General features: G+C 69.6%; 23 protein-coding genes. 11 read left to right on the top strand and 12 right to left on the bottom strand.

Annotation, left to right across the window (positions count from 1 at the left end; genetic code table 11):
* The 3 genes from ACWPOB_RS08275 to ACWPOB_RS08265 form a co-directional block, all read right to left on the bottom strand.
* Window positions 1-1,947 carry a primary-amine oxidase gene (locus ACWPOB_RS08275; protein WP_455400517.1) on the bottom strand — a complete coding sequence of 649 codons (1,947 nt, stop codon included), beginning with the start codon at window positions 1,945-1,947 and terminating at the stop codon, window positions 1-3.
* Window positions 1,944-3,425 carry an APC family permease gene (locus ACWPOB_RS08270; RefSeq protein WP_455400516.1) on the bottom strand — a complete coding sequence of 494 codons (1,482 nt, stop codon included), beginning with the start codon at window positions 3,423-3,425 and terminating at the stop codon, window positions 1,944-1,946. Before ACWPOB_RS08270 ends, ACWPOB_RS08275 begins: the two co-directional genes overlap by 4 nt.
* 209 nt (window positions 3,426-3,634) lie before the next feature.
* Window positions 3,635-5,140, bottom strand: coding sequence for an aldehyde dehydrogenase family protein (locus tag ACWPOB_RS08265; protein ID WP_455400515.1), 1,506 nt, complete (start codon window positions 5,138-5,140; stop codon window positions 3,635-3,637).
* A 446-nt stretch (window positions 5,141-5,586) separates the two neighbouring features.
* On the opposite strand from ACWPOB_RS08265, the gene ACWPOB_RS08260 reads away from it, so the two are divergent.
* Together ACWPOB_RS08260 and ACWPOB_RS08255 are read left to right on the top strand one after the other, a co-directional pair.
* On the top strand, window positions 5,587-7,008 hold the full coding sequence (locus tag ACWPOB_RS08260; RefSeq protein ID WP_455400514.1) for an APC family permease: 1,422 nt from the start codon (window positions 5,587-5,589) through the stop codon (window positions 7,006-7,008).
* Entirely contained in the window at window positions 7,005-7,760 is a 756-nt protein-coding gene (locus tag ACWPOB_RS08255; protein ID WP_455400513.1) for an IclR family transcriptional regulator, read from the top strand. Before ACWPOB_RS08260 ends, ACWPOB_RS08255 begins: the two co-directional genes overlap by 4 nt.
* A gap of 46 nt (window positions 7,761-7,806) precedes the next feature.
* Here ACWPOB_RS08255 and ACWPOB_RS08250 read toward each other — a convergent pair whose 3' ends face one another.
* The 3 genes from ACWPOB_RS08250 to ACWPOB_RS08240 all read right to left on the bottom strand — a co-directional run bounded on the left by ACWPOB_RS08250 (window position 7,807) and on the right by ACWPOB_RS08240 (window position 12,337).
* Window positions 7,807-8,520, bottom strand: a complete 714-nt coding sequence (locus ACWPOB_RS08250; protein ID WP_455400512.1) for a helix-turn-helix domain-containing protein — start codon at window positions 8,518-8,520, stop codon at window positions 7,807-7,809.
* Window positions 8,521-8,612: 92 nt separating this feature from the next.
* Complete coding sequence (locus tag ACWPOB_RS08245) at window positions 8,613-10,028, bottom strand: amidase (RefSeq protein WP_455400511.1); 1,416 nt, start codon at window positions 10,026-10,028, stop codon at window positions 8,613-8,615.
* A gap of 98 nt (window positions 10,029-10,126) precedes the next feature.
* Window positions 10,127-12,337: a DNA polymerase III subunit gamma and tau gene (locus ACWPOB_RS08240; RefSeq protein WP_455400510.1), complete on the bottom strand. Its 2,211-nt coding sequence runs from the start codon at window positions 12,335-12,337 to the stop codon at window positions 10,127-10,129.
* 73 nt (window positions 12,338-12,410) lie between these two features.
* Between ACWPOB_RS08240 and ACWPOB_RS08235 the strand changes: the two genes are divergently transcribed.
* Window positions 12,411-13,205, top strand: coding sequence for an SDR family NAD(P)-dependent oxidoreductase (locus tag ACWPOB_RS08235; RefSeq protein WP_455400509.1), 795 nt, complete (start codon window positions 12,411-12,413; stop codon window positions 13,203-13,205).
* A gap of 14 nt (window positions 13,206-13,219) precedes the next feature.
* On the opposite strand, the gene ACWPOB_RS08230 is transcribed toward ACWPOB_RS08235, so the two are convergent.
* Window positions 13,220-13,549, bottom strand: coding sequence for a hypothetical protein (locus tag ACWPOB_RS08230; protein ID WP_455400508.1), 330 nt, complete (start codon window positions 13,547-13,549; stop codon window positions 13,220-13,222).
* A gap of 294 nt (window positions 13,550-13,843) precedes the next feature.
* Here ACWPOB_RS08230 and ACWPOB_RS08225 point away from each other — a divergent pair, with 294 nt between their 5' ends.
* From ACWPOB_RS08225 to ACWPOB_RS08205, 5 genes are all read left to right on the top strand, one after another.
* Entirely contained in the window at window positions 13,844-14,989 is a 1,146-nt protein-coding gene (locus tag ACWPOB_RS08225; protein WP_455400507.1) for a beta-mannosidase, read from the top strand.
* Between the two features lie 222 nt (window positions 14,990-15,211).
* Window positions 15,212-15,487 (top strand): DUF4193 family protein, encoded by a 276-nt coding sequence (locus ACWPOB_RS08220; RefSeq protein ID WP_455400506.1) that lies wholly within the window; start codon window positions 15,212-15,214, stop codon window positions 15,485-15,487.
* 151 nt (window positions 15,488-15,638) lie between these two features.
* The gene (locus tag ACWPOB_RS08215) at window positions 15,639-15,917 is read left to right on the top strand and encodes a GlsB/YeaQ/YmgE family stress response membrane protein (protein ID WP_006943117.1); all 279 of its coding nucleotides are present in this window, start codon (window positions 15,639-15,641) and stop codon (window positions 15,915-15,917) included.
* A 218-nt stretch (window positions 15,918-16,135) separates the two neighbouring features.
* Window positions 16,136-16,318, top strand: coding sequence for a hypothetical protein (locus ACWPOB_RS08210; RefSeq protein WP_455400505.1), 183 nt, complete (start codon window positions 16,136-16,138; stop codon window positions 16,316-16,318).
* A 222-nt stretch (window positions 16,319-16,540) separates the two neighbouring features.
* Window positions 16,541-17,866 (top strand): ammonium transporter, encoded by a 1,326-nt coding sequence (locus ACWPOB_RS08205; RefSeq protein WP_455400504.1) that lies wholly within the window; start codon window positions 16,541-16,543, stop codon window positions 17,864-17,866.
* Window positions 17,867-17,872: 6 nt separating this feature from the next.
* On the opposite strand, the gene ACWPOB_RS08200 is transcribed toward ACWPOB_RS08205, so the two are convergent.
* Window positions 17,873-18,448 (bottom strand): HhH-GPD-type base excision DNA repair protein, encoded by a 576-nt coding sequence (locus ACWPOB_RS08200; protein ID WP_455400503.1) that lies wholly within the window; start codon window positions 18,446-18,448, stop codon window positions 17,873-17,875.
* Window positions 18,449-18,641: 193 nt separating this feature from the next.
* Between ACWPOB_RS08200 and ACWPOB_RS08195 the strand changes: the two genes are divergently transcribed.
* Window positions 18,642-19,868 carry a hypothetical protein gene (locus ACWPOB_RS08195; RefSeq protein ID WP_455400502.1) on the top strand — a complete coding sequence of 409 codons (1,227 nt, stop codon included), beginning with the start codon at window positions 18,642-18,644 and terminating at the stop codon, window positions 19,866-19,868.
* A gap of 168 nt (window positions 19,869-20,036) precedes the next feature.
* Here ACWPOB_RS08195 and ACWPOB_RS08190 read toward each other — a convergent pair whose 3' ends face one another.
* The 3 genes from ACWPOB_RS08190 to ACWPOB_RS08180 all read right to left on the bottom strand — a co-directional run bounded on the left by ACWPOB_RS08190 (window position 20,037) and on the right by ACWPOB_RS08180 (window position 22,393).
* On the bottom strand, window positions 20,037-20,726 hold the full coding sequence (locus ACWPOB_RS08190; protein WP_006943098.1) for a ZIP family metal transporter: 690 nt from the start codon (window positions 20,724-20,726) through the stop codon (window positions 20,037-20,039).
* Window positions 20,727-20,934: 208 nt separating this feature from the next.
* Window positions 20,935-21,684: a hypothetical protein gene (locus ACWPOB_RS08185; RefSeq protein ID WP_100057223.1), complete on the bottom strand. Its 750-nt coding sequence runs from the start codon at window positions 21,682-21,684 to the stop codon at window positions 20,935-20,937.
* A gap of 217 nt (window positions 21,685-21,901) precedes the next feature.
* A complete protein-coding gene (locus ACWPOB_RS08180; RefSeq protein ID WP_455400501.1) occupies window positions 21,902-22,393 on the bottom strand; it encodes a hypothetical protein in 492 nt (163 codons plus the stop codon).
* Window positions 22,394-22,474: 81 nt separating this feature from the next.
* On the opposite strand from ACWPOB_RS08180, the gene ACWPOB_RS08175 reads away from it, so the two are divergent.
* Together ACWPOB_RS08175 and ACWPOB_RS08170 are read left to right on the top strand one after the other, a co-directional pair.
* Window positions 22,475-22,867, top strand: a complete 393-nt coding sequence (locus ACWPOB_RS08175; protein ID WP_100057224.1) for a BlaI/MecI/CopY family transcriptional regulator — start codon at window positions 22,475-22,477, stop codon at window positions 22,865-22,867.
* Between the two features lie 2 nt (window positions 22,868-22,869).
* Window positions 22,870-23,748: a M56 family metallopeptidase gene (locus tag ACWPOB_RS08170; RefSeq protein ID WP_455400623.1), complete on the top strand. Its 879-nt coding sequence runs from the start codon at window positions 22,870-22,872 to the stop codon at window positions 23,746-23,748.
* Between the two features lie 45 nt (window positions 23,749-23,793).
* Here ACWPOB_RS08170 and ACWPOB_RS08165 read toward each other — a convergent pair whose 3' ends face one another.
* Complete coding sequence (locus tag ACWPOB_RS08165; RefSeq protein ID WP_455400500.1) at window positions 23,794-24,249, bottom strand: DUF6098 family protein; 456 nt, start codon at window positions 24,247-24,249, stop codon at window positions 23,794-23,796.
* Between the last annotated feature and the right edge of the window lie 369 nt (window positions 24,250-24,618).

Raw genomic sequence — 24,618 nt, 5'->3', positions numbered from 1 at the left:
TCAGTCCGTGCAGCAGTGCTTCGACGTGCCGGCCGGAACGTCGAGGGCCGGGTTCCGGTCGAAGAAACCGACCGGCTTCAGCGTGAACCCGGCGTAATCGACGGGCATCACGGGCCAGTCCTCCGGGCGCGGGAAGTGGGTGAGCCCGAAGGTGTGCCACAGCACCAGGTCCTCGCCCTCGATGTTCCGGTTGCCGGCGACGAACGTCGGCAGTCCCGCCTGTCCCGGATGCTGGTTGACGAAGTCGCCGGCCGGGTACCGCTGCGCCGGGTCGTACCGTGTCACCCACAGGTGCTTGGTGGCGAACGCGGCGCGGGCGGCGATGGAACTCGACGGATCTGCCAGCAGCACGGGCTGACCTTCGGGGTGAAGTGCGTACCCGACATTCCGGCCGAGCCGGTTCTGCTTGGTCGGGTTGGTGATGTGCCAGACCCGGGCCTTGGTGTTGTCGGCCAGCCTCTGCCCGTCGGCCTCCGTGGTGAGGGTGGTCTTGCGGCAGCGGAACGCGTTACCCCACGGGTTGTCCGGCCCCATCGGTTCCGGCACGGCGTCGACCTCCTCGACCGTGTTGACGTTGCCGTCGACCGCCATGTCCAGGCGGGCGGAGAAGAGGTGCTGGTGGAACGGCGCACCGAGCCCGGGCGCCATCTCGGTGGCGAACCCGTCCTCGCCGCGGTAGGCGGAGGTGAAGACGATGCCGGTGGCCTTGGCTTCGAGTTCGATGGTGCCGTCCAGGTAGAGGTACCAATAGAAGCCGTAGTCGTAGTTGCCGATGGTGAGGAAGAAGGAGATCACGAGCCGGCGCGACCGGCGCGTCTCGGTCATGCCGTTGAACATGTCGGTGTGCTTCCAGAGGACGCCGTAGTCCTCCTCGTGGAGGCAGATCGCGTTCTTCATCACCCGGGGGTCGCCCTTCTCGTCGGCGATGGTGACGTCGAAGTACCGGATCTCACCGAGGCAGTCGCACCCGAGTTCCAGCGAGTTGGTGTAGCGGCCGAACAGGTACTCGCCCTGGTCGAAGTAGTTCTGCCAGTACCGCACCGGCGACGGGTCGGCGTAGGGCACGACCATCTCGGCGATGGAGGCGCGGTAGATCACCGGCCGCTGCACGCCGTCGTCGGAGAACGACAGCTGGTGCAGGGTCAGGCCCTCGCGTACGTCGAACCCGAACCGGAACGTCCAGTCCGCCCAGGTGATCCGGTTGCCGTCGACCGAGAAGCTCGGCCCCTCGGGCTGGGTGATCTCGATCGGCTTGAGGTCGGTGCGGGCCGGTTTCGCGTGCGGAGCGGCGTCCCATTCGCCGCGTTCGGCCGGCACGGGCAGCTGCATTTCGTCGACGACCTTCACCACCCGCTGCTCGGTGAGGTCGACGTAGGCGACGACCCCGTCGATCGGATGTGCCCAGGGCAGGTCGGCCCCGTCCTCCTGGTGGAACGCGAGCACGCGGACGATCCGGTGCCCCACCTCGTCCTCGTGCCCGAACACACCGGCCGACAGCGGAACCGCGCGCACCTTCTCCGGATCGATACCGCGCGCAGCCATCGCCGCAATCCAGTCGAAGCTGGACAGGAGGAACGTTTCGATGTCCTCGAACTCCTCGTCGAGGATCGGGACATGCCCCTCGGTGGCGGAGTCGACGGCGACGGTGCTGAGGATCCTGCGTTCGGTGACGGACACGACGTGATCGGAGCCCACCCCGGTCGCGCGGTCGAGGAGAAGGACGCGGGCACGGCGCTCGATGTGCTCCCCCGGCCTGAACGCCAGGACCGTCGACTTGTGCGGTTCCTCGAGCCCGACGTAGACGAACCGGACGTGCTCGGTTACCAGCCCCTCCGCCGATACCGTTTCCTTGACGGCGATGATCTCGTCGGCGGTCAGGGGGGTGAGCGGGTGGTCCGGTGCGGGCGTCGATGCCGCGTCGGTGAACTTCGTGGTGGCAGTGCTCATCGTGCGATCTCCTTGTCGATATCGGTTTCGGTCGTGGCGGCGGGCGCGATGCCGCCGGAATGGTGGTGATGTCGTGCAGCGTCGGGGCGGAGAACAGCCACGGCCGTTCCGCCCGCGAACGTCCCGGCGAGAAGAACGCCGACGACGGCGGCGAGGGTGCCGGATCCGCCCACGAGCAGCGGCAGGTTCGCGATCGTCATCGCGAGCAGAGCGCTCAGCCCCGCGAGACCCAGCACCGGCGCGATCAGCGTGGGCCACGGCCGGGCGTCGGCCCGGGATCGCCGGAAGAAGACGAGGACGGCGATCGACGTCAGCGCCATCAGGGCCAGCACGCCGACGGACGCGACACCGGCGAACCAGGCGAAGACCTCGGTGACGGGATCGAGCCCGCCGACGGCCGAGGCCACGACGAGAACCAGGGCCGAGACCGTCTGCACGATCGAGGCCACGTAGGGCGAGGCATGGCGTACGTGCGAGCGGCCGCATCGCGCCGGCAGTGCCGCGCTGTTGCCGAGCGAGAAGATGTAACGCGAGAGCACGTTGTGGAAGGACAGCAGGGCCGCGAAGAGACTGGTGACGAGGAGCACCTGCACGACATCCCCCGCCGCCGCTCCCACGTAGCGGGTCGCGGTCTCGATGATCATGCCCTCGGGGTTCTCGGTGGCCAGGACGACGGCACCCTCGTCACCCCACGCGCTGACCAGCGCCCAGCTCGACAGCGCATAGAAGCCACCGATGACCACCAGGGCGAGATAGGTGGCCCGCGGAATGGTCCGGGCCGGATCGCGCACCTCGTCGCGGAAGACCGCGGTCGCCTCGAAGCCGATGTAGCCGGCGACAGCGAAGATCAGGGCGATTCCCGGTGCGCCCGAGAAGAACTCGAAGGGGCGTAGCGCGGCGGTGGAAAGACCCTCCGCTCCGCCACGGGCGATCACCGCCGCATCGATCACCAGCACGATGCCGACCTCGCAGAGCAGCAGGACCCCGAGGACCTTCCCGGACAGGTCGATGTGGCGGTAGCCGAGAATCGCGACCGCCGCCAGAACGATCAGAGCCCAGAGATACCAGGGCAACTCGGGACCGCCGTGCGAGGTCACGAAGTCGCCGAGGGCGGCGCCGATGTATCCGTAGACGGCCCCCTGCACCGCCGTGTAGGACAACAGCGCCAGGAACGCGGAACCCAGTCCGACGTGCCGGCCGAGTCCGTGGGTGACGAAGGTGTAGAACGCCCCCGCCCCGGGCACGTGCTTCGCCATCGCGGTGAAGCCGACGGCGAAGAAGAGCAGGACCACCGTGCAGACGACGTACGAGGCGGGGTACGCGGCCCCGTTTCCGGCGGAGATACCGAGTGGGACCGTGCCGGCGATCACGGTCAGCGGGGCCGCGGCCGCGACCACCATGAAGACGACGGCGCCGGGGCCGAGGCTGCCGGACAACCGGTGGGTGGGGGGTTCGTGTGCGCGAGCGTTGAGGGTCATCGGTGCTTCGACTTTCGGGAGAGGGAGTGCGCCGGCGATTTCGGTGCCGACCGCCGGAAGAAGAGTGCGCCCGGACGTTGTCGGTGCGGTCACCGCGGCATCACGGTTCGTCGACGGCAAACGAGAAGGGCGGGGTGCCGGGTTCTCGTTCGACCCGGCAGGGGTACGGACGGCGGTGCCCACGCAGTGCCGGGCACCGCCCCGACCGGTCAGAGTGCGATGTTGACCGACTTGGTCTGGGTGTACTCCGCCAGGGCTCCCTCACCGAGTTCCCGCCCCCAACCCGACTGCTTGTATCCCCCGAAGGGCAGTGCGGTGTCGAACGCGTTGTGGCAGTTGATCCAGACCGTGCCCGCCTTGATCTCGGCGGCGACCTCGTGGGCCCGGGACACGTCCCGCGTCCAGACGCTCGCCGCGAGCCCGTAGGGGGTGTCGTTGGCGGCGGCGCGAACTCCCTCCTCCCGGTTGAAGGGCACCGCGACGGCGACCGGGCCGAAGATCTCCTCCCGGTACACGCCGAAGTCGCTGCGCACGTCGACGAGGAGCGTCGGCTCGACGTAGAAGCCGCTGTCACCGTGGCGCTTTCCTCCGGTCAGGGCACGAGCCCCGTCCTCGAGTCCGGCGCGGAGGTAACCGGACACCTTGCCGAGTTGCTCCTCGGAGATCAGCGGGCCGATATCGCTGGTGGGATCGAGTCCTGGACCGATCTTCTGCGACCGGGCGAATTCCGCTACGCCCTGGGTGAATTCGTCGAAGATTCGATCCTCCACCAGCAACCGCGTCCCGGCGGTGCACGCCTGGCCGTGGTTGAACAGGAATCCGCCGGCGACACCGGGGATCGCGGCCTCGAGGTCGGCGTCCGCGAAGACGACCTGGGGGCTCTTGCCGCCGAGTTCGAGAGAGACCTTCTTCAGGTTCCCGGCGGCGGCGCCCACGATCTTCTTGCCGACCTCGGTCGAGCCGGTGAAGGCGACCTTGTCGACGTCGTGATGGGCCGACAGGGCCGCACCCGCGTCCCCGAAGCCCGTGACCACGTTGACGACGCCGTCGGGTACCCCGGCCTCGGCGGCGACTTCGGCGAGCAGCAGTGCGGTGAGCGGGGTCTGCTCCGCAGGCTTGAGCACCAGTGTGTTCGCGCACGCCAGCGCAGGGGCCAGCTTGAAGGCGGCCATCACCAGCGGAAAGTTCCACGGCACGATCTGGGCGCACACTCCCACCGGCTCGCGAGTGGTGAACGCGTGGAAGCGAGCGCCCGGAGCCCACGGAACCGACACCGGGACGGTGCGGCCCTCGATCTTGGTCGCCCAACCGGCGTAGTAGAAGAAGATCTCGGCCGCCCAGGTGACGTCGACCGCCTTCGCGACGACCACCGACTTGCCGTTGTCCAGGGACTCGAGCTGGGCGAACTGGTCCGCCCGGGCCAGGATGCCCTCGCCGATCCGCCACAGGATGCGCTGGCGCTCGGCCGGGGTCAGGCGCCGCCACGGCCCCTCTTCGAACGCCCGGCGGGCAGCGGCGACGGCCCGGTCGACGTCCTCGGCGCCGCCGTGCGGCACCGTGGTCAGCACCTGCCCGGTGGCGGGGTCGACCGTGTCGAACCGCCGACCCGAGGCCGACTCGACCCACCGGCCGCCGATCAGCATCTGCTTCGGCGACGAGAGGAAGTCGACCACCTCCGGAAGCAGACCGGTGGCGGATTGCGCAACTGCAGTCATGATGTCTCCGACTCGTGAGAGATAGTGAAAAAGACTCGGGTACAGTCGTTTCGACGCAGAACCGCCGGTTTCCGTCGCTGTGACCCGAACCCACGATAACCACACGATGTGTCGGGAGTCACCCCCGATTCCGGATGGAAATTGCGCGGTGTCCGATTCTCATTCGACTGCGGCCCAGACCGTTTCCCGATTCTCGTTCGACTTCTCGACCGCACCCCAGGTGACGGCCGCACGAGCACCGCCGGCCCCTCTCGATCGGGCGCCGAACGGCCCGTCGTTCTCATTCGAGTGACCGAAAATTGATGTGCGATCGGTGCAGCGCACTGCGTGCCTGCGCTACCGTGCACCCCACGGGATCGTCCGGCGGCAGACGCTCGACGTCCCCTGGCGAGTGTGGAAGCAGGTGCAAGGTGTCCGGTACACCACAGATCCGAAGTAGTTCGCCGGTGGCCGGCCTCGAGCGCGGACGCCTCACGTTCTTCGAGGTGCTCGCACAGTCCGTCTCGGCCGTCGCCCCCTCGGCGGTGATGGTCACCCTGCCGGCTCTCGTCATCCCCGAAGCCGGGCGGGCGGCGATCCCGGTGTTCGTCGCGGCGGCCGTCCTGATGGCTGCCGTCGGATACTGCATCGGGCAGTTCGCCACCCGCATGGTCGCGGTCAGCGGCTTGTACAGCTACACGGTGAAGGGGCTCGGCCCCCGCCTCGGCTTCGCCGGGGGATGGTCGCTGCTGATCGGCTACGCGGCCGCCGCCATGGCCAGCACGGTGGGGGCAGCGAGCTATCTGGCGTCGCTGCTCGAACGGATCGGGTTGCCGGCCGGATCGGCGACGAGCGCAGTGCTCATCGGCGTCGTCGGCGCCGTCGCGCTGCTGCTGATGGTCCGCGGCGTCCAGCTCTCCGCCCGCATCATGCTGGGCGTCGAGGCGTTCGCCATCGTCGCCGCATCGGTCGTCCTGGTGATCGCGTTCGCCGTGTCCGTCCGGGACGGCGGCACGCCCTCGGCGCCGACCGGAACCGGTTCGGAATCCGCGATCGGCTTCGCGCTCCTGCTGGCGATCACCTCGTTCGTCGGCTTCGAGAGCGCCGGAACGGTGGCACGTGAAGCCCACAGCCCGCTGATCAGCGTGCCGCGCGCGATCAGGTGGACGCCGGTCGTGCTCGCGGCGCTCTACGTGTTCGCCGCGGCGATGCAGCTGCCGGAGTCCGCGAGGGAAGGAGTCGATTCGCTCCGGATCGTGCTCACCCTCCCGGACACCGCCGGGAGCGGCTCGGCGGTGCTGGCGGTCCTGATGGAACTCGGAATCGCCGCGTCGTGGTTCGCGTGCGTCATGGGCTCCACCACCGCGCTGTCGCGCACCCTGTTCGCGATGGGCCGTGAGGGCGTCGCCCCGGCGATCGTCGGCCGTGCCCACGCCCGGTTCCACACGCCGCACGTCGCCCTGGCCGTCGCGATGCCTGTCGTCGTTGTCGTGCCCGTCGTCTTTCTGGCGGCGACCGGCTCGAACCGCGACGTCCTGATCGGGCTGCTGGCTCTCTCGGCGCACGGGTACGTCCTCGCCTACATCCTCCTCTGCGTCGCTACGCCCGCGTTCCTGCGCCGGATCGGTGAGCTGACCCGTCTGCCGCTGGTCATCGGCGCGCTCACCGCCACGTGCCTGGTGGCGCTGATCGTGTGGGCGGCTGCGTCGGGGGTCTACGTGGCGGGCGCAATGACCGCCGTGTACGCGGTCCTGATGCTCCTCGGGGGCGTGCTGCTCGCGGTCCGGGTGCGGCGCGCCCCGGACGTCGCGGACCGAATAGGCGTCTACGACGAGACCGTCGCCGGCGATCTGCTCGGCCGGCACCGCCCTTGGCAGGTGCGGCGGTGAGCCCCGCGGACGGAACCCTGTCGGGGCGGCAGCCGAAAGCGGTGATCAGTGCCCTGCGTGTCCTCGAGGAAGTCGCCCGGGCCGGGGCCGGGGTCACCGCCAAGGACATCGCCGCACACCTCTCCCTGCCGCCGGCGACCACCTATCGGCTCCTGAACCTGCTCGCCGGAGAAGGCTACGTCGTCCGGCTACCCGATCTGTCCGGCTTCGCACTCGGGCGCAAGATCGGCATACTGGTCGACGCGGCCGTCGTCCCCACCGTCTGCACAGCCGCACGTAACCTTCTCACCGAACTTCGGCTGACCGTCCGCTTCGGCGTCCACCTGTTCTACTACACCGACACGGCGCTCCGCCTTGCCGACGCCGACCCCGAATATCCACCCCGCGCCGACGAGGCTCTCCTCAATCGGCATCTCCAGGCGAGCGCCGTCGGCAAGCTGCTGCTCGCCGAGAAGAACGACCTCGACACCGTCCTCCCCCGGTGGGAACCCCATGCCCTCACCGGCCGCACGATCGTCGTGCGCAGCGACCTGCTCCGTCACCTCGGGGAGATCCGCGACCGGGGCTTCGCCACCCAGTTCGGCGAACTGCGCGACGACTCCGCGTGCCTCGCCGTTCCCGTCCGCTCCGCCACCGGCACCCTCGTCGCGGGCCTGGTCCTGTCCGGCAGCATCGACCATCAGCACCTGCTGCTGCGCCACCTCGACTCACTCCGAGAGCACGCGCAACAACTCGTGCCCCTGCTGACCTGAACGGGACGTCCACGTCGGGATCCCTCCGCCGGCCCGGAGCGGGCTGCTACGTGGGCTGCGCCCACGGATCCCGATTCGACACCAGACCGAGCCGAACCGCGCGCACCACCGCACCGACCCGGTTGGGGGCCTTCAATTTGCGCAGCAGATGCTCGACATGCGTGTTGACCGTGCTGCGCGACAGCTGCATTCGCTGCGCGATCTCGCGGTTGGACAGGCCAGCGATCACCAGTTCGAGAACTTCGTGTTCTCGTGGGGTGAGGGCCACCTCTTCCTGCCGCGTGAGCGTGTCCACCGACCAGGCGGCGTACCCCCGAGCATCGCTCAGCGTCGTCTTCACCCCGTGGGGGACCGAATCGTGCGCCACACTGACGTGCAGAGCCCCCACCGCGACGCCGGTGGGGGACGTCAGAACGACGGAGGTGCCTTCGGAGAATCCGGCAGGGACGAACACTTCGCGCACCGAGTAGGTCTGACGATACGACGGAATGTCCCGCCAGGTCAGTATCGCGGAGGGCTCGGCCCGAACCGCCTGCATGCCCGGATCCTGGTCGACGAAATCGGTGACGAGGTAGTCCAGGGTTCGGTCGTCGTAGCCATGGCTGGCCACCACCGCGTGCCGACCGCCCGCCACGCGTGTCACGGCAGCCGCCGCGCAGTCGAGCTGATCGGTCATGTACCGGGTGAGTCCGGCCATGCGATCGACGGCGTTCTCTCCCAGCAACACCGAAACCAGTCCACTGAACACGGGTACGACCATTGCTCGACGATAGTCGAACCCCGTGTCCAGTGGAGTCGAATCCTGTTACCGGGCAGATATATTCCCTCTTGTGTGCCCGTTTCCCCGCCCGGTCACAGTTCCGGGATGCGGTCCGCCCAGGGGCGAGCGCGTTCGAAGTTCGCCGCTGCGCGCAGTACCGCAGCGTCGGCGTGGAGCCGTCCCGCGATCTGCAGTCCGACCGGACGCCCGTCCGACGTGAATCCGGCAGGGACGGTGACGGCCGGGGTCGTCAGCATGTTGTACGGATAGGTCATCAGCCAGCCGAGCAGCTGGGAGCGCAGAGACGCGCCCGCCAGCCGGCCGGGAGCGAACTGTCCCAGCGGATGGGCCGCTTCACACAGCGTGGGCGAGACCAGCAGGTCATAGCCCTGCATGAACGACGAGAACGTATCCCACATCCGGCCACGGAACAGGTCCGCCCGCCCGACATCGACACCTGTGAGACGCTCTCCTTCACGCATCAGTTCGACGAGATTGTCGTCGACCTGGCCCTGCCACTCGTCCCAGTCGATCATGTCGTGTTCGGCCGCGAAACCGGGAACCCAGATACCGTGCCACATCGCTTCTTCCGGGTCTCCCCAGCCGGGCGTCGCCTCCTCGACCCGGGCACCGAGGTCCTCGAACGCCCGAACGGCCTGCGCGCAGATCGCCGCCACCTCCGGATCCACCTCTGCGAAGCCCAGATCCGGCGACCACGCGATACGCCACCCGGCGATGTCCTTCTTCGTCTCGGCGACGTAGTCGGTGTCCGAGGCCGGCAGACTGAGCGGATCGGATTCGTCGGGTCCGGCGACGACACCGAGCATGAGGGCATTGTCTTCGACCGTGCGGGTGATCGGACCGTGGTAGGCCCAATGGTAGAAGCGACCACCCAGAATGGTCTGCGGCACCCGCCCGGTCGAGGGCTTGAGCCCGACCACGCCACAGAGCGACGCAGGTATGCGCACCGACCCCGCTCCGTCGCTGCCTTCGGCCAGCGGGCCGAGACCGGCCGCGACGGCGGCGGCAGCTCCGCCGCTGGAACCTCCCGCGCTGTATCCGCGCTTCCACGGATTGTGGGTGGGACCGAACAGGTGGTTGTCCGTGCCGCCGTAGTACCCGCTCTCCGGTGTGTTGGTCTTGCCCAGGTAGAGACCGCCTGCGGCCTTCAGCCGCCGAACGATCACCGCGTCGTGCTCGGCGATGTTGTCCTTCATCGGCACCATGCCGAACGTCAGGGGCCGGCCCGCCACGGCCGTCAGATCCTTGATCGTGAAGGGCACTCCGTGCAGAGGTCCGACGGACTCGCCGCCGACCAGTTTCGCATCTAGTGCGCGCGCGTCCGACAGGACCTGTTCGCGATCGAAGTCGACGATCGCGTTGATCGCCGGGTTGACGTTGTCCACGCGCCGCACGAAGTGCGCCGCGACTTCGCTCGCGCTGATCTGTCCTCGGCGAACGTCGGTCGCGAGTTCGGCTGCGCTGAGCCAGGAAAGGGTATCGGTCATGGTTGTCTCCGTGAATCGCGGGGTTCCGGTTGAGGTGGCTCGACCATAGGAACCCGGCGATCACGCCGACAATCGGTCAACTTACCGATCTTTCGTGATCACTCGCTGATCTTCTTCGCTCCCAGGATGTCCTGCAGCAACTCGATCGCCACTTCCTCCGGTTCGCGCCGCGTCGACGGGTCGCCCGGAGTGGCGGCCTCGGCGAACATCTCTTCCTCGTCCTCGGGGGTGACGTCGGCGGGGCTGATCCGCGGTGGCTCGTAGTCCGGCTCGGGACCGGGGTCGTCCGGGTAGTCCGGCGCCTCGGGCGGCGGGATGTCGTCGACCTCGGGACGCGACGGAACGGGGGGCGCGCCGGGGGACGTCACGGGCGGTTGCGGAGCGGGCTGGGCCTGCCGGGCCTGGCTGGGCCGGGAGAACCGCGGCTGACCGGACGGGCGCGACCCCGCCTGCGCCGTGGCCGGTTTCGCAGCGGTGGGGGGTGTCGCAGCACCCTGCACGCAGGTCACCTCGAAGTCCACCCCGAACACCGCCCGCAGTGCGTCGGCGATCACCGCGGCGTTGCGCGGTTCGACGAGCCTCTTGACCAGGGGGGCCGAATCGTGACCGAGCACGATGCGGCCCGCTTCGACGCTGCGGACCGTGGCGCCGGACAGCATGACCTCGACGGTGCGGCTGCGCTCGCGGACCTTGGTACGGACCTCGGACCACACCGCGCGGACGGCGGCGGCGTCGGGCCCGGCGGCGGGGGCGGGCGCCGGCTCCGGTGCGGACGCCGACTCCGGTGCGGGCGCCGGCTCCGGCTGGGGTTCCGGCGCGGGTCGCGGTGCGGGCGGCTCCGGTTCCTGCACGACGGGGCGCGGCGCAGGCTCCGGTTCGCGCGCCGGTGGCACGGGCGTCGGCGGTGGCACGGGCGTCGGCGGTGGCACGGGCGTCGGCGGTGGCACGGGCGTCGGCGCCGCGGCGGCCGATCGTGACTCCGCCGGTGGAACGGGGGCCGGCTCCGTCGCAGGCTCGGGGGCGGGCGCGACCGAGGACGGTGCGGCTCGTCGCTGCGAGGGTCGCTGGAAACGGGCGGCCGGCTCGTCAGGGGCGATCGGCGGCCTGGGCGCGGCCGGCGCCGGAGCGACGGCCCGCGGGGCGGCGCCCTGCGGGACCGCGATCCCGCTTTCGAGGCGCTCGAGGCGTTGCAGCACAGCCGATTCCGAACCCGAGGCGGCGGGCAGCAGCATCCGTGCGCACATCACCTCGAGGAGCAGGCGCGGGGCCGTGGCACCGCGCATCTCTCCCAAACCGGAGTGCACGATCTCCGCGTACCGGGTCAGGGTGGCGGGACCGATCCGGTCGGCTTCCTCCCGGATCCGTTCCAGCACGTCGCCCGGGGCGTCGACGAGACCGCGATCGGCGGCGTCGGGCACCGATCGCATCAGGATGAGATCACGGAGCCGCTCGAGCAGGTCGACCGCGAACCGTCGCGGGTCGTGGCCGGCATCCATCACCTTCTCGACGGTCCCGAACAGACCCGCACCGTCGCCGGCGGCGAGGGCATCCACGGCCTCGTCGATGAGGGCGACGTCGGTGACGCCGAGCAGCGAGAGTGCACGGCTGTAGGTCACGCCCTCCTCGCCGGCGCCGGCGAGGAGCTGGTCCATCACCGACAGCGAGTCGCGCGGCGAACCGCCGCCCGCACGGATCACCAGCGGGTAGACGGCGTCCTCGACCGCCACGTTCTCCTGCGTGCAGATCTTCTCGAGCAGCCCGCGCATGACGGGGGGCGGCAGCAACCGGAACGGGTAGTGGTGGGTGCGCGAGCGGATCGTCGGCAGCACCTTCTCCGGTTCGGTGGTGGCGAACACGAAGATCAGGTGCTCCGGCGGCTCCTCGACGATCTTGAGCAGGGCGTTGAAGCCCTGCGTGGTGACCATGTGGGCCTCGTCGACGATGAAGATGCGGTACCGCGACTCGGCCGGCGCGTAGAAGGCGCGGTCGCGTAGTTCGCGGGTGTCGTCGACGCCGCCGTGGCTGGCGGCGTCGAGCTCGATGACGTCGAGGTTGCCGCCACCGCCGGGTCCGAGCGCCACGCAGGACCGGCACGTCCCGCACGGGGCCGACGTGGGGCCCTCCGCGCAGTTCAGCGAGCGGGCCAGGATCCGGGCCGAGGAGGTCTTGCCACAGCCGCGCGGGCCCGAGAACAGATACGCGTGATTGATGCGGCCTGCGTCGAGGGCGATGCTCAGGGGCTCGGTGACGTGCTCCTGACCCACCACCTCGGCAAAGGTCGCCGGTCGGTACTTACGGTAGAGGGCCACGCGCCGAGACTACCGGCGCCGACCGACAGCCCGGCCGCGTGGTTGCGGCGGAGTGATGCGGGTATCCGGGGCCATGACCGAAACACGACCGTTGGCCCTGGTGACCGGAGCGTCGAGCGGAATCGGCCTGGAACTCGCCCGACTGTTCGGCCGGGACGGATACGACCTCGTCCTGGTGGCCCGCTCCGATGCCCTCGACGACGCCACCCGCGCTCTCGCCGCCACCGGCGCCGCCGTGATTCCGGTGCGCGCCGACCTCCGGACGGCGACGGGCGTGGAGGAGGTGTGCACCGCCGTGACGGCGACCGGCCGGCCGCTGGCCGCCGCGGCGCTCAACGCCGGCACCGGGCAGGGTGGCCTGTTCGTGGACACCGGCCTCGACGACCAGCTCGAGGTGGTGGACGTCAACGTGCGCTCGACCGTGCATCTGGCCAAGTACGTCCTCGACGGCATGGCTGGGCGCGGCACCGGGCGCGTGCTGATCACGTCGTCGGTGGTCTCGGAGATGCCCGGGCCGTACCAGGTCGTCTACAACGCCTCCAAGTCGTTCCTGCAGTCGTTCTCCGAGGGGCTGCACGAGGAGCTGCGCGGGACCGGGGTCACCGTCACCGCGCTGATGCCCGGCGCGACCGACACCCCGTTCTTCCGCAAGGCCGGGATGGCGGACGCGCCGATTGCCCGCGGCCCCAAGGACGACCCCGCGAAGGTCGCCCACAAGGGCTACGGGGCGATGCTGAAGGGCAAACGGAAGGTGGTGGCCAGCTCCCCCGCGTCCAAGGCGATGGCGGCGGCGTCGACGGTGACGCCGGATTCGGTGAAGGCCTTCCTCCACCGCTTCATGGCCGCGCCGGCGTCCGCGCCTCGCTAGCCGTGGCAGGTGCCTCAGAGATTGGGCAGCGCCCAGCTGAGGAACACCACGCCCGCAAGGATGCCGAACATGCCGGTGAGCATGCCGACGAGGGCGTCGAGGGACTTCGCCTCGTCGGTGAACACGGCGGGCCGGCGGGTGGCGGCGATGCCGGTCCCGATGGCGGCCGCACCGAGCAGAATGCCGAAGCCGAACGTCCAGAAGGTCACGATCGACAGGGCGCCGAGCATCAGCGCCAGATCGGCCCCTTTGTCCTCGACCGCCTCACGCAGCGTCGACAGCGCGGGGAGGTCGAGGCGGGAATGGTGCGGTCCGGAGTGGAAGGGAGTCTGCAGGACGGACATGGTCTTTCGGATCCTCGTCGGCGATGGCGGAACGGTGCGCAGCATCCGGTGGCGGGGTCGTACGGAACCTTCTGCAGGACAAGAATTCCGGGGTGGATGAACGGTCCGGCGACCACCGCTCGATGCGACCGGGAACAGATACGGGACACGGCATCTACTCCTGGATCAACCTCACTCGTCGGCCCGGCTGCTACGCAGCACAGATTAGCACTCACCGAACCCGAGTGCTAACGCGACGGTGCCGTGTGGTTCGCACGCGCAGCCGATCCGGCTCCGCGCCAGTACAGTTCCTCCATGGGATCGGGGAGCACGGTAAAGACGTGGGTGGTGGGTCTCTCGATCGTCGCCGCGACGATCGGCACGGCCGGCACCGCCGCCGCCGATCCGGATCCGGGCGCGCGGGTCACCACCGACGGCACGGCGCTGCGGCTCGACGGGCAGCCCTGGTGGCCGACCGGCTTCAACGCCTACCAGCTGGGCACGAACTGGGCGGTGAATTGGGGCTGCGGCGCCATGGTCGATCTGGATGCGTACTTCGGCGCGCTGCCACCGCATTCGCTCACCCGCTTCAACGCCTTCCAGGCCCTGGCCGTCGACCGGTTCACCGGCGAACTCGACTTCGGCCCGCTCGACGCCGTGTTCGCCGCGGCGGAGGCCCACGGTCAACTCGTGATCCCGGTACTCGCCGCCCAGGACGGCGCGTGCGAGGACGAGGCGTTCAAGGACCGGCAGTGGTATCTCGACGGATGGACGGAGCCGGTCGATCACGAGCGTGCCGTGCTGAGCTTCCGGGACTGGGTGACGACGGCGGTGACGCGGTGGAAGGACTCCCCGGCGCTGGCTGCATGGGAACTCGTCGGCGAACCCGAGACCAGCATGTGCACCGACGCGGCGTGCTCGTGGTGGCTGCGGCAGTGCCCGCCGGACGCGGCCGCCGTCCTGCGCGGGTTCTTCGACACGGCGGGGGCGCAGGTCCGCGCGATCGATCCCCGCACCCTGATCACCGCGGGGCTCACCGGCGGCGGGCAGTGCGGCACGCAGGGCGACGAGTACGCGCTGGTCGGGTCGTCGCCGTGGGTGGACGTCGTCCAGTACCACGACTACGGCGCCGACGGGATCCCGTTGCCCGGCGACCAGTGGAACGGCCTGGCGCGCCGTATCGCCCAGGCCCAGCAGATCGACAAGCCGCTGCTGGTGGCCGAGATCGGCGAGCCGGCGGGCTGGTGCGGCGCCACGGCCGACCGCGCCGAGCACATCGCGACGAAAATCGAGGGACAGAAGGCGGCCGGCACCGCCGGGGCGCTCATCTGGGCCTTCGTCCCCGATCCCCGGCCGGACTCCTGCACCTACGACGTCGGCCCCGACGACGAATTGTGGGACGTGATCGAGGAATTCGGAACCTCGGGCGCATCCGTCGGGCCCATCCCGAACACCGGATAGCCGGGGCCCGCGCGCGGCGAGACCACCCGTCCGGTCGGACGGCCGGCCTGGATCGCCCACCGGTTCCGGCGCAGTGGTTTGGTATCTCCCCGGTCCGGGTACAGGAGGGCGATCACGGCCCGGCGTCGCCCTCACCGGCACCCGCCGGAAGGTGACACGAAGAAGACATCGCACCGCGCGGCTGGTGCCGTCGCCGGGCGGCGACCAGGACTGAGGAGGGTCATGACACTCGACTACGACACCCGTAAAGAGCTCGACTCGGACGAGCTGACCGCCCCGACGCTTCCGGCGGTGAGCGAGACCGTGGAGCCGGACGACGGCGACATCGCCGAGTTTTTCGAACTCCCCGGCGCCGACCTGTCCGGGGAGGAGCTCACCGCCCCGGTCGTCCCCCGGCGGAACGACGAGTTCGTCTGCGACAGCTGTTTCCTGGTCCACCACCACAGCAGGCTCGCGCCGTCCGACGACGGCACGACGCGCTGCCGGGACTGCAGCTGACTGACCTCGGCGGAAGGCGCAGAACGAGAACAATTTTCCGCCGAGGTGTAGTCGCTCGCCCTACGGGGTAACCGAAGTCGTGACCACGCCGGCGACGGCGGGTGAAGACCGGAGGGGATCGACGAGATTCCCGAACGAAGGGAAGTGGAGCGTGCTCGGACTCGGAATCATCGGGTGGATCATCATCGGCGGCCTCGCCGGCTGGATCGGTAGCAAGATCATGAAGACCGACGAGCAACAGGGCATCCTGCTGAACATCGTCGTGGGTGTCATCGGCGGTCTGCTCGGCGGCTTCCTGCTCAAGCTCTTCGGTGTCGATGTGGCGGGCGGCGGCCTGATCTTCAGCTTCCTCACCTGCCTCCTCGGTGCGGTGATCCTGCTGTTCCTGGTCAAGGCTGTCACCGGCCGCCGCACGGTCCACCACCGGTAACCTCGCGGGCCAGTCACCACACGCGCAGCGGCCTCCCGTCGCCCCGTTCCGGGGCACGGGAGGCCGCTGCGCTGCACGGGGCCGGATCCGCGCCGGGCGTGTCGGCCGTCATCCGCTGCGAAAACGGGACCTTTCCGGCATGCTGGCCGGGTGGATGGCGCGTGCGGTGAGCGTGGCGGTCATCCGGGGAACGCCGCCGAGCGACGAGAGGGACACCGATGGACGACACCGCAACAACGAGGGCACGCTCCGCCACCGCGGGCCGCACCCCGCAGGAGACCCCCGAGCTGTCCTCGGAGGATCTCGCCGCCGTCGTGGAGGCGCTGACCGGCCGTCCGGCAGACATCCCGGAGTCCGAGCCGGCCCCGAAACGACGCCGATCGCCCCGCAAGAAGACCTGAGCCCCCGGCCGCCGACCTCGTCGGTCCCGTAGCGGGCGAACCTCGCGAACACCGCTCCGCGGCACCGCCCGTGCGCGGCTACCGAGACACCCTCGCGGCCACTTGTCCGAAATGACCGTTTCCGTAACTCGCTCGCAACACCCGCGCCGCGTGGCAGAAACCGGACCGGCACATCGTAGATACCCGGCGCACCGAGAACCGTGCGCGTGAGGAGAATCTGCCGTGTCACCCACGATCGACGCCGGGGCCACCGCGTGGCTGCTGGCGAGCACCGCCCTCGTCCTGCTGATGACCCCGGGTCTCGCCTTGTTCTACGGCGGGATGGTCCGCTCCACCGGCGTCCTCAACATGATCATGATGAGCTTCGTGTCGATCCCGCTCGTCACGGTCACGTGGCTCGTCGCGGGCTACACGCTCAGCTTCGACGACGATCTCGGCGGCGGAGTGCTCGGCGGAGTCGCACACCTGGGGATGAGCGGTATCGGGCCCGACACCGTCCACGGCCAGGTACCGGAACTCCTGTTCGCCACCTTCCAATTGACCTTCGCGATCATCACCGCCGCCCTCGTCAGCGGGGCGATCGCCGACCGGGCCAAGTTCTCCGCCTGGATGCTGTTCGTGCCGGCATGGGCACTGCTCGTGTACGTCCCTGTCGCCCACTGGGTCTGGGGACCCGACGGCTGGATCGCACGGCTCGGCGTGCTCGACTACGCGGGTGGACTCGTCGTCGAAACCGTCTCCGGAGCGTCCGGTCTGGCCCTGGCACTGGTGCTCGGCCCGCGGCTGGGATTCCGTTCCGAGTCCATGCGGCCGCACAACCTCCCGATCGTCCTGCTCGGTGTGGGCCTGCTGTGGTTCGGCTGGTTCGGATTCAACGCCGGCTCCGCCCTGGCCGCCGACGGCAAGGCCGCCGCGGTCTTCCTCAACACGCTCGTCGCCGGGTGCACCGGCATGCTCGGGTGGCTGTTCGTCGAACAGCGCCGCGACGGGCACCCCACCACGTTCGGCGCCGCCTCGGGTGTCGTCGCCGGGCTGGTGGCGATCACCCCCTCGTGCGGCACCGTCGATGTTCTCGGTGCGCTCGTCGTCGGCGCGGTGGCCGGCATCGTCTGTTCGTACGCCGTGGGCTGGAAGTTCCGCCTGGGCTATGACGATTCGCTCGACGTCGTCGGCGTGCACCTGATGGGCGGCATCGTCGGCACCGTTCTCGTCGGCTTGCTCGCGACCGCCGTGATGACCGACGGCCCGGAAGGATTGCTGTACGGCGGCGGCTTCGCCCAGCTCGGCAAGCAGGTCCTCGCGGTGCTGGTGGTGGGGCTCTACGCCTTCGGCGTGTCCTACGGCCTCGGCAAGCTGATCGACCGCACCTTCGGCTTCCGGGTCAGCAAGGAGGACGAGGCGTCCGGTATCGACCTGGCCCTGCACGCCGAATCCGCCTACGAACACGGCGTGCCCGGGCACGGGGCGATCGGCGGGGTCAATCCGCTGCACTCGGTCTTCCCGTCCCAGGCACGGGAAGAGGCCGTGCCCGGCGACGACGAGCGCTAGCGCGGCTCACTTCTTCTTCGCGGCCGCCTTCGACGCCTTCTTGAACTCCCGGACCTCCTGCAGGGTCTGGGCGTCGACGACGTCGGCAATGGACCGCCGCGACCCGTCCTCGCCGTACTCCCCCGCGGCCTCCCGCCATCCCTCCGGCCGCACCCCGATCTGCTTGCCCAGCAGGGCGAGGAAGATCCGGGCCTTCTGGTCGCCGTAGCCGGGCAGGGCCTTCAGGCGCTTCAGCACCTCCTTGCCGTCGGGGTCGCCGCTCGTCCACAGGGCCGCCGCGTCGCCGTCGTAGCGGTCCGTGATCTCGGCGCACAGCGCCTGGATCCGCTTGGCCATCGATCCGGGAAACCGGTGCACGGCCGGCGGCCGGGCGCAGATCGCGGCGAACTCGTCCGGATCGGCGTCGGCGATGCGGTGCACGTCCAGACCACCGAGGCGGTCGGCGAGCTTCTTCGGTCCCGCGAACGCGGTCTCCATCGGAACCTGCTGATCGAGGAGCATCCCGATGAGCAGGGCGAGCGGATCGGCGGCGAGCAACGCATCGGCGTCGGCATCGCCCACGAGGTTCAACGTCGGTGCCATGGCCACGATCATGGCATCCGCGGCGGGCATGGGGCCGAGGAGGCACTCCGCTCCGGTCGGTCATGTGAGTCAGGCCGCAGCCTGGGGAGGAGGGCGTGTTCGGCGGCGTAACGCCGGGCCGACGAACTCCTCGACCTTTGTCGACGTGCACGGACCTGGTACCGCGGTCGGTGTCGGCGGTACGATTCGCCTCGTGACGTCCTCGCCCGGGACAATCGCTCAGGCGCTGCACGGATCGTCCGTGGACATGGTGACCCTGCAACGCCGATACGGTGCGCAGTTTGCAATGGTCCGGAAGGTTCTCGGCGTAGCGCCGAATGCCGCCGCGTATTTGGAGATCTGGCCGATCGGGATGCGCACGTACAACGTGCTGGTACCCAACTTCCTCAACCTGCCCTTCCTGCTGTTCGGTTTCGGACCCCCCAAGGCGACGGTCGGCCTCGCCATGTACACGGCCAGCCGCGCAGCGGGGTGCGCATACTGCGCATCACACTGCTGCGCGTTCGCGCTCCGGCGTGGGGCCGACGAGGGTGATCTTGTGCGGATCGTGGACCGGGGGCCGGCGTCGGGTGGCTACAGCAGTGCCGAGCGGTCCGCGCTCGACGTCGCGGAGGGACTCGGACGCGTTCCCGGGTCGCTGACCCCGGCGCAGCGGGATGCGCTGCGAGATTCATTTTCTCCGGCGGACGCGGAGTGGTTGGTGCTCGCAGTCGCGGTGATGGGCTTCTTGAACAAATTCAATGACACTGTGGGTATTCCGCTCGAAGAGAGCATGCTGGCCCTTTCCGACGAGGTGATCGGTCCGACGGGCTGGACGGCCGGCAAACACCTGCCGATACCGGCAGCCACCGTAACCCCGACCAAGCCGCAACCGGACAGGTTTGTGGACCTGCTCGGCTTGTTGCCGGTCTTGCCGTCGGTGATCCGCGCCGACAAGCGCTGGACGTCCGGTGTGCCACACAGTTGGCCGGCAGTCGGGATTCATCTCCGCCAGCGAACGGGCCACGACTTCCCGGTCCTGGCGCACCTGTCACACGGCCGGGCGATTCGCGCACTCGCCGCCGTCCTCGGTGCCAATACCGACCCGAAGCAGAGCCGGCTCGGGTTGCGCGCGAAGCACCTGGCCGGTCTCGTGTACGCGAACGCAGTCGAAGACGAGGCACTCGCGAAATCGGCGCGCAATCTGGCCGAGTATGCCGGCGCAACCACTTCACAGCTCGCCGGGAGCCGCGACGGGCTCGACAAGCGCACCGACACGGCCCTCGCCTACGCCGAGGCCGCGTCGAGCAGCCCCGCGCAGATCACCCCGGAGGTCATCGCCGCTGCCACGAAGGAACTTGCGCCGCCGGAGATTATCGAACTGACGGTGTGGATTTCCGTGATGCAGCTCCTGCACCGGCTGCACGCCTTCTACGAGTGAGTTCTTCCACTTCCGCGCCGCGGCTCAGCGCACGCTCTCGTGTTCGGCGTCGAGGTAGTCGAGCATCGGGGTCAGGGCGGGCAGCGTGCGGCGGCAGCCGGTGAGCCCGGCGACCGGCGCCCCGCCCGCCGCCGGTGAAACGGACGGGTTCGGATGCCGGCGACGACGTCACCCGCCCAGAGCGGACGCGACGAGGAATCCGAGGGCGGTGGATATTCCCACCCACCAGCCACCTTCCCGGTATGCCTCCGGCATCAGGGAATCGGCGAGGACCGCGATCGTCGCGCCACCGGCGAAGGCCTGGATGAGCGAGATCCCCGCGGGTGGCAGCGAGTCGGCATACGCCGTCGCGACGACCACCACGACCACCAGCAGCGCCGCCGTGATGCCCCAGATGAGCACGGCCTTCCGCCGGTCGAAGTTCGAGCGCATCGACGCGGCACCGGCGACCGCCTCGGGCACGTTGCCGACGGCGATGGCGACCAGCAGTACCAACCCGCCGGCACCGGCACCGCCGAGTGTCACCCCGAGGGCGGCGTTCTCCGGGATCCCGTCGAGCAACGCCCCGAGCATCAGCGCCCACCCCAGTGCAGCGGCGCCGAGCCGGCGCTCGATCAACCGGTCGGCGACGACGTACACCACGGCACCGAGCAGCAGCGCGCCGCCTGCGGACCACAGGCCTTGGTCCGCGAAGGCAGGCGCGAACAATTCGGTGGACACCGCGGAGACCATGGCTCCGGCACCGAACGCCATCAGGGCCGCAAGCAGCGGACGGGGCAGGTCGTACCGGAGCCCCATCAGGGCACCGGCGAACAGCGGCACCGCGGTACCCAGGCCGTACCAGAAAGCTGTCAGCACCGTGCCACTCTACGGCAGAACGTGGCGCCCGCCCGGCCGGCGCCGAACGGGCACGTCCGGCACGAAAACTGTTCAACGCCAACGGTTACGTACCATTTCGCTGGAAACCCGACTGCGACGCGCCTTCCGCCGCGGAGCCCGTATCGGAGGGCCCGGCAGCGTCCCGGTGCCCCGCCGACATCAGTCACACCCCCTGTGAGGGTGACGGCTACGTTTCCTCGGCGCCGGGGCGCATTCCTCCCACCGCATCACATGCGCCCTGCTCATCCCGCCGGTGGATCCGGTCTCGAGTCGCGACCGGCACGGCCATGCCGGCGCTTGCCCCCGGCAGGCCGAGCGGACGGGCCACCGACCGTGCGAGCACGACCAGGCCCAGGCCGAGGACGATCCCGTGGGCCATACGTACCTCCGGCGGCATGAAGAACTGCGGGAGGTAGGTCGCCAAGCCCAGTCCGGCGAGCAGGCCGCCGACACGCGTAGCGCCGCCCGCTGCCCACGTGCCGTGTGCGAGGCGCCCGCCGACGAGCATCAGCAGCAGGAGCCCGACGGTGAACGTCGCGACTTCGAACGGCGCGTAGCGGAAGGACTCCGCCACCGTGAGGACGTCGGTGTCCCCGTCGAGCGCGTAGCGACCGACGGCGCTCAGGCCGTAGGCCTCGGCGCCGTAGTACGGAAGCAGCAGTGCGAGTGCGAGCCACATCCGGGTCTCGACCTCCCGCAAGGGTCGGCCGCCCCAGCGCCACGGCGTACCGGTCGCGACAAGGGACCGCAGGGCAAGGGCGAGAGCCGTGAAGCCGATCATCCCGAGGGTGTGGGCTGCCAGCCACGCGGTGGACGCAAGATCGGCCGCGAACGCGGTGCCGGACTCGGGGCCGTAGGGGCGCAGGAGTGGGTAGGCGGCGAACGCAACACCCGAGACGACCAGGCCGGCGGCAGCGGGGCGGGACGCGACGTGCATGGCGGGATTCCCTTCGGAGAGAGAGCGGTGCTCTCATGCGAAAGTCAGTGTGCCATCGCTTCGCGCGGAATACAAGATCGCTGCTCACTTTTGTGATCGACGCTCTGCCACCTGGCGTCTCGGTGCGCGACCGAGGGACCCCACACCACGCCGGCCGGTGGGCTCAGGCGATACCGGCTAGGGCGGCACCGTGTCCGGCGGCGAGCCGCCGGACAGGTCACGGCGCCTCCCCCGCGGCGACGCCCACCCGGTCCTGCCAGGTGGCCTGCGCACCGGAGTCGCCCACCCGATACACCTGGACCGTCGCGCCGACCCCGACGAGGACCGCGACGAGGGCGGTGACCACGGTCAGGAGCCGCACTCGTGCGGCCGGCATCGACCTACGCGAACCCAGCACGTGCAGGGCCCCGACCAGCATCGCCGCGGCGAACAGCCCAGCGGCGACGAACGGCATGGTGTCACCGAGCTCGGTATGGGTGTGCAGCAGTGCGGTGCGGTCGACCTGATGCTCCAGCGACTCACCGGCCTCGGTGGTCAGCGGGGTCAGGACGAGCAGTGCGGTGGCCAGCGCCGCAGTGGGCCACACGAGCCGCACCCGGGCGGCGGGCCAGAGGGCCGAAAGGACGACTCCGACCGCCACGAGCGGCACCAACACTACGATGGCGTGCACGAACAGTATGTGCGCCGGGAGTCCATTGATCTGGGACATGCTGCTCCTCGGGAGAGGGATGACCGGACATCTACTACTTTCTCGATAGTAGTAAGCCGTCCTGAGAGGAGCCTGAAACCGATGGCGCGGCGCCTACGCGGCACCCTGGAGCAGGAGATCGTCGACGTCCTTGCCGGCGCGGAAGAGCCGCTCACCGTGGCAAGGGTGAACGATTTGCTGCCAGGAGCACTCGCCCACACCACCGTGATGACGACGCTGGCCCGCATGCACGGCAAGGGAATTCTCGACCGGACGCCGTCCGGTCGTGGTTACGCGTATCGGCTCGCGGCACCGATCGAGACTCTCCCGGCTGCGCAGGCCGCCCGGGACATGCATCGGCTTCTCGACAAGTACGGCCGCCGCGCGGACGTGCTGGCCCGGTTCGTCGCGGAATTGACACCCGACGACGAGCGGATGCTGCTGAGGCTGCTCGGGCGCGAGGACGGCGAGCCGGACGAAGGGAGAGAGCCGTGATAATGCCTGCTGTCCTCGCTCCACTCGCGGTGGGAGCAGCGCTCGGTATCGGAGCCGAGCGCATCGCGGTACAGGCCCGGCCGGCGACAACGGTCCGGCTCCTACCTGTTCTCTCCGCTCTCTGCGCCCTGACATTGCTCTCGTCGGCGACTGCCGTGGCCCTCACGCTCATCCACCACCGGCCCGGCACGACATCCGTCGCAGTCGCGGCGATCCTCCTCACCGCCGCTCTGTGTGCCACAGCCGGGGGTCTGCGGCACCTCGGGCACGTCCGGCAGAACCTTTGCGCAGCAACTCGATTCTGCCGAAACCTCCCCCGGACGGAGGGCTACCTCCTCGCCCGGAGCCCGGTCGCCGACGCCTACTCCGTCCCCGGGCGCAGGGGCGGGATCGTCGTGACGACCGCCATGAAGTCGGCTCTCACCGAGGGCGAACTGACCGTATTGCTCGCCCACGAGTACGCCCACCTGCGGCACCATCATTCCCGGTGGATCCAGATCGCCGAGACGGCGGCCGCACTCCATCCGCTGCTGCGGCCGGTTCCCGACGTCGTTCGCAGGGCCGCGGAGCGGTGGGCCGACGAGGAAGCCGCCGCCGGTGGCCGTCGCGCGGCCGCCCAAGCCGTCGCCGCCGCAGCCGTCGCGAGAAGCCGCTCCCTCGAGGCTCATTCGTCGACCACCCTCTCGGTGGCGGGCGGTGACGTCGTCGAACGCGTGCGCGCGCTGGTCGATCCGCCTCGGCTTCCGTGGGCTCGCACGGTCGCCGCGACGCTGATCGTGGCGATTGCGCTGGTGTCGTTCTCGGCTCTGCGGACAACGGACATGGTCCAGGACGTGCTTCTTCCGGAACACGAGACGCCCCACCTCGTCCTGCAGCGGTGAAGCCGGGCGGACGACGCCGGCCGTCCGCCTCACCGCCTTGTGGACTCACCGCCCTGCGGATTCCGTCTGCACGTCGAACCGCTCGTGATACCGCTGCTCCGCCTCCCATAGCACCCTGGGACTCAGCCGCGCGTGCGGCTGGATGTCGATCACCAACGGTTCCTGGTCGGGTCCGCGGCCGACCATCGTTCCCTTGAGCAACCAGAGGAAGCATCCGTCGGACGCGTCCCGCGTGGCGTACCGGTGGACCCGCCGTGCCACCCAGTCCTCGACGGGCCGGCGCCACCACGGTTCCGGCGCGACCGGCAGGACAGACCAACCGGGCAGGGTGACATTGCCTTCGACATCCCGCGTGGGGCCGTCCGCGGCGTCCGCGGCCGGTCCCGGTGAACAGCGCAGATAGATGAGCGGATCCCCCGCGACGAGAGCGGCCAGCTGATCGAGGCTCGCGATGACCTGCATGTCGTCGGGCTCCGGATACATCTCCTCACGTGGCGCCATCGAGGTCCTCGGTTCGTCAGGTGACCGCAGGATTCGCCTGCGAGGAGCCGGCGATCTGCGCGAGATAGTCGTGCCGGCACTTCGCGCGTTCCGAGTCCTGCGACCGAGCGATGGTGGCTCCCTCCGTCGACGGGTCCTTCACGGACGCTGTCCGGGTACCCACTACCCGGCGCGCTACTCCCGGTCCGCGACGGGACGCGGCGTCCGGCTGAATGTCACACGCGTTCGATGTGACCGAAGCAATGATGCTCCTATGTTCCGTCAAGGGGTTTTGGGGTTCCGGTGGTGGTGAGCAGGCGGAAGACTTCGCGGGCAACGGCACGTTTGAGGCAGCGGATGATCTCGCGGGTGCTTTTGCCTTCCGCGGTG

The sequence above is a fragment of the Rhodococcus sp. 2H158 genome (assembly GCF_053764755.1).
This window is presented reverse-complemented; position numbering and strand designations above follow the sequence as displayed.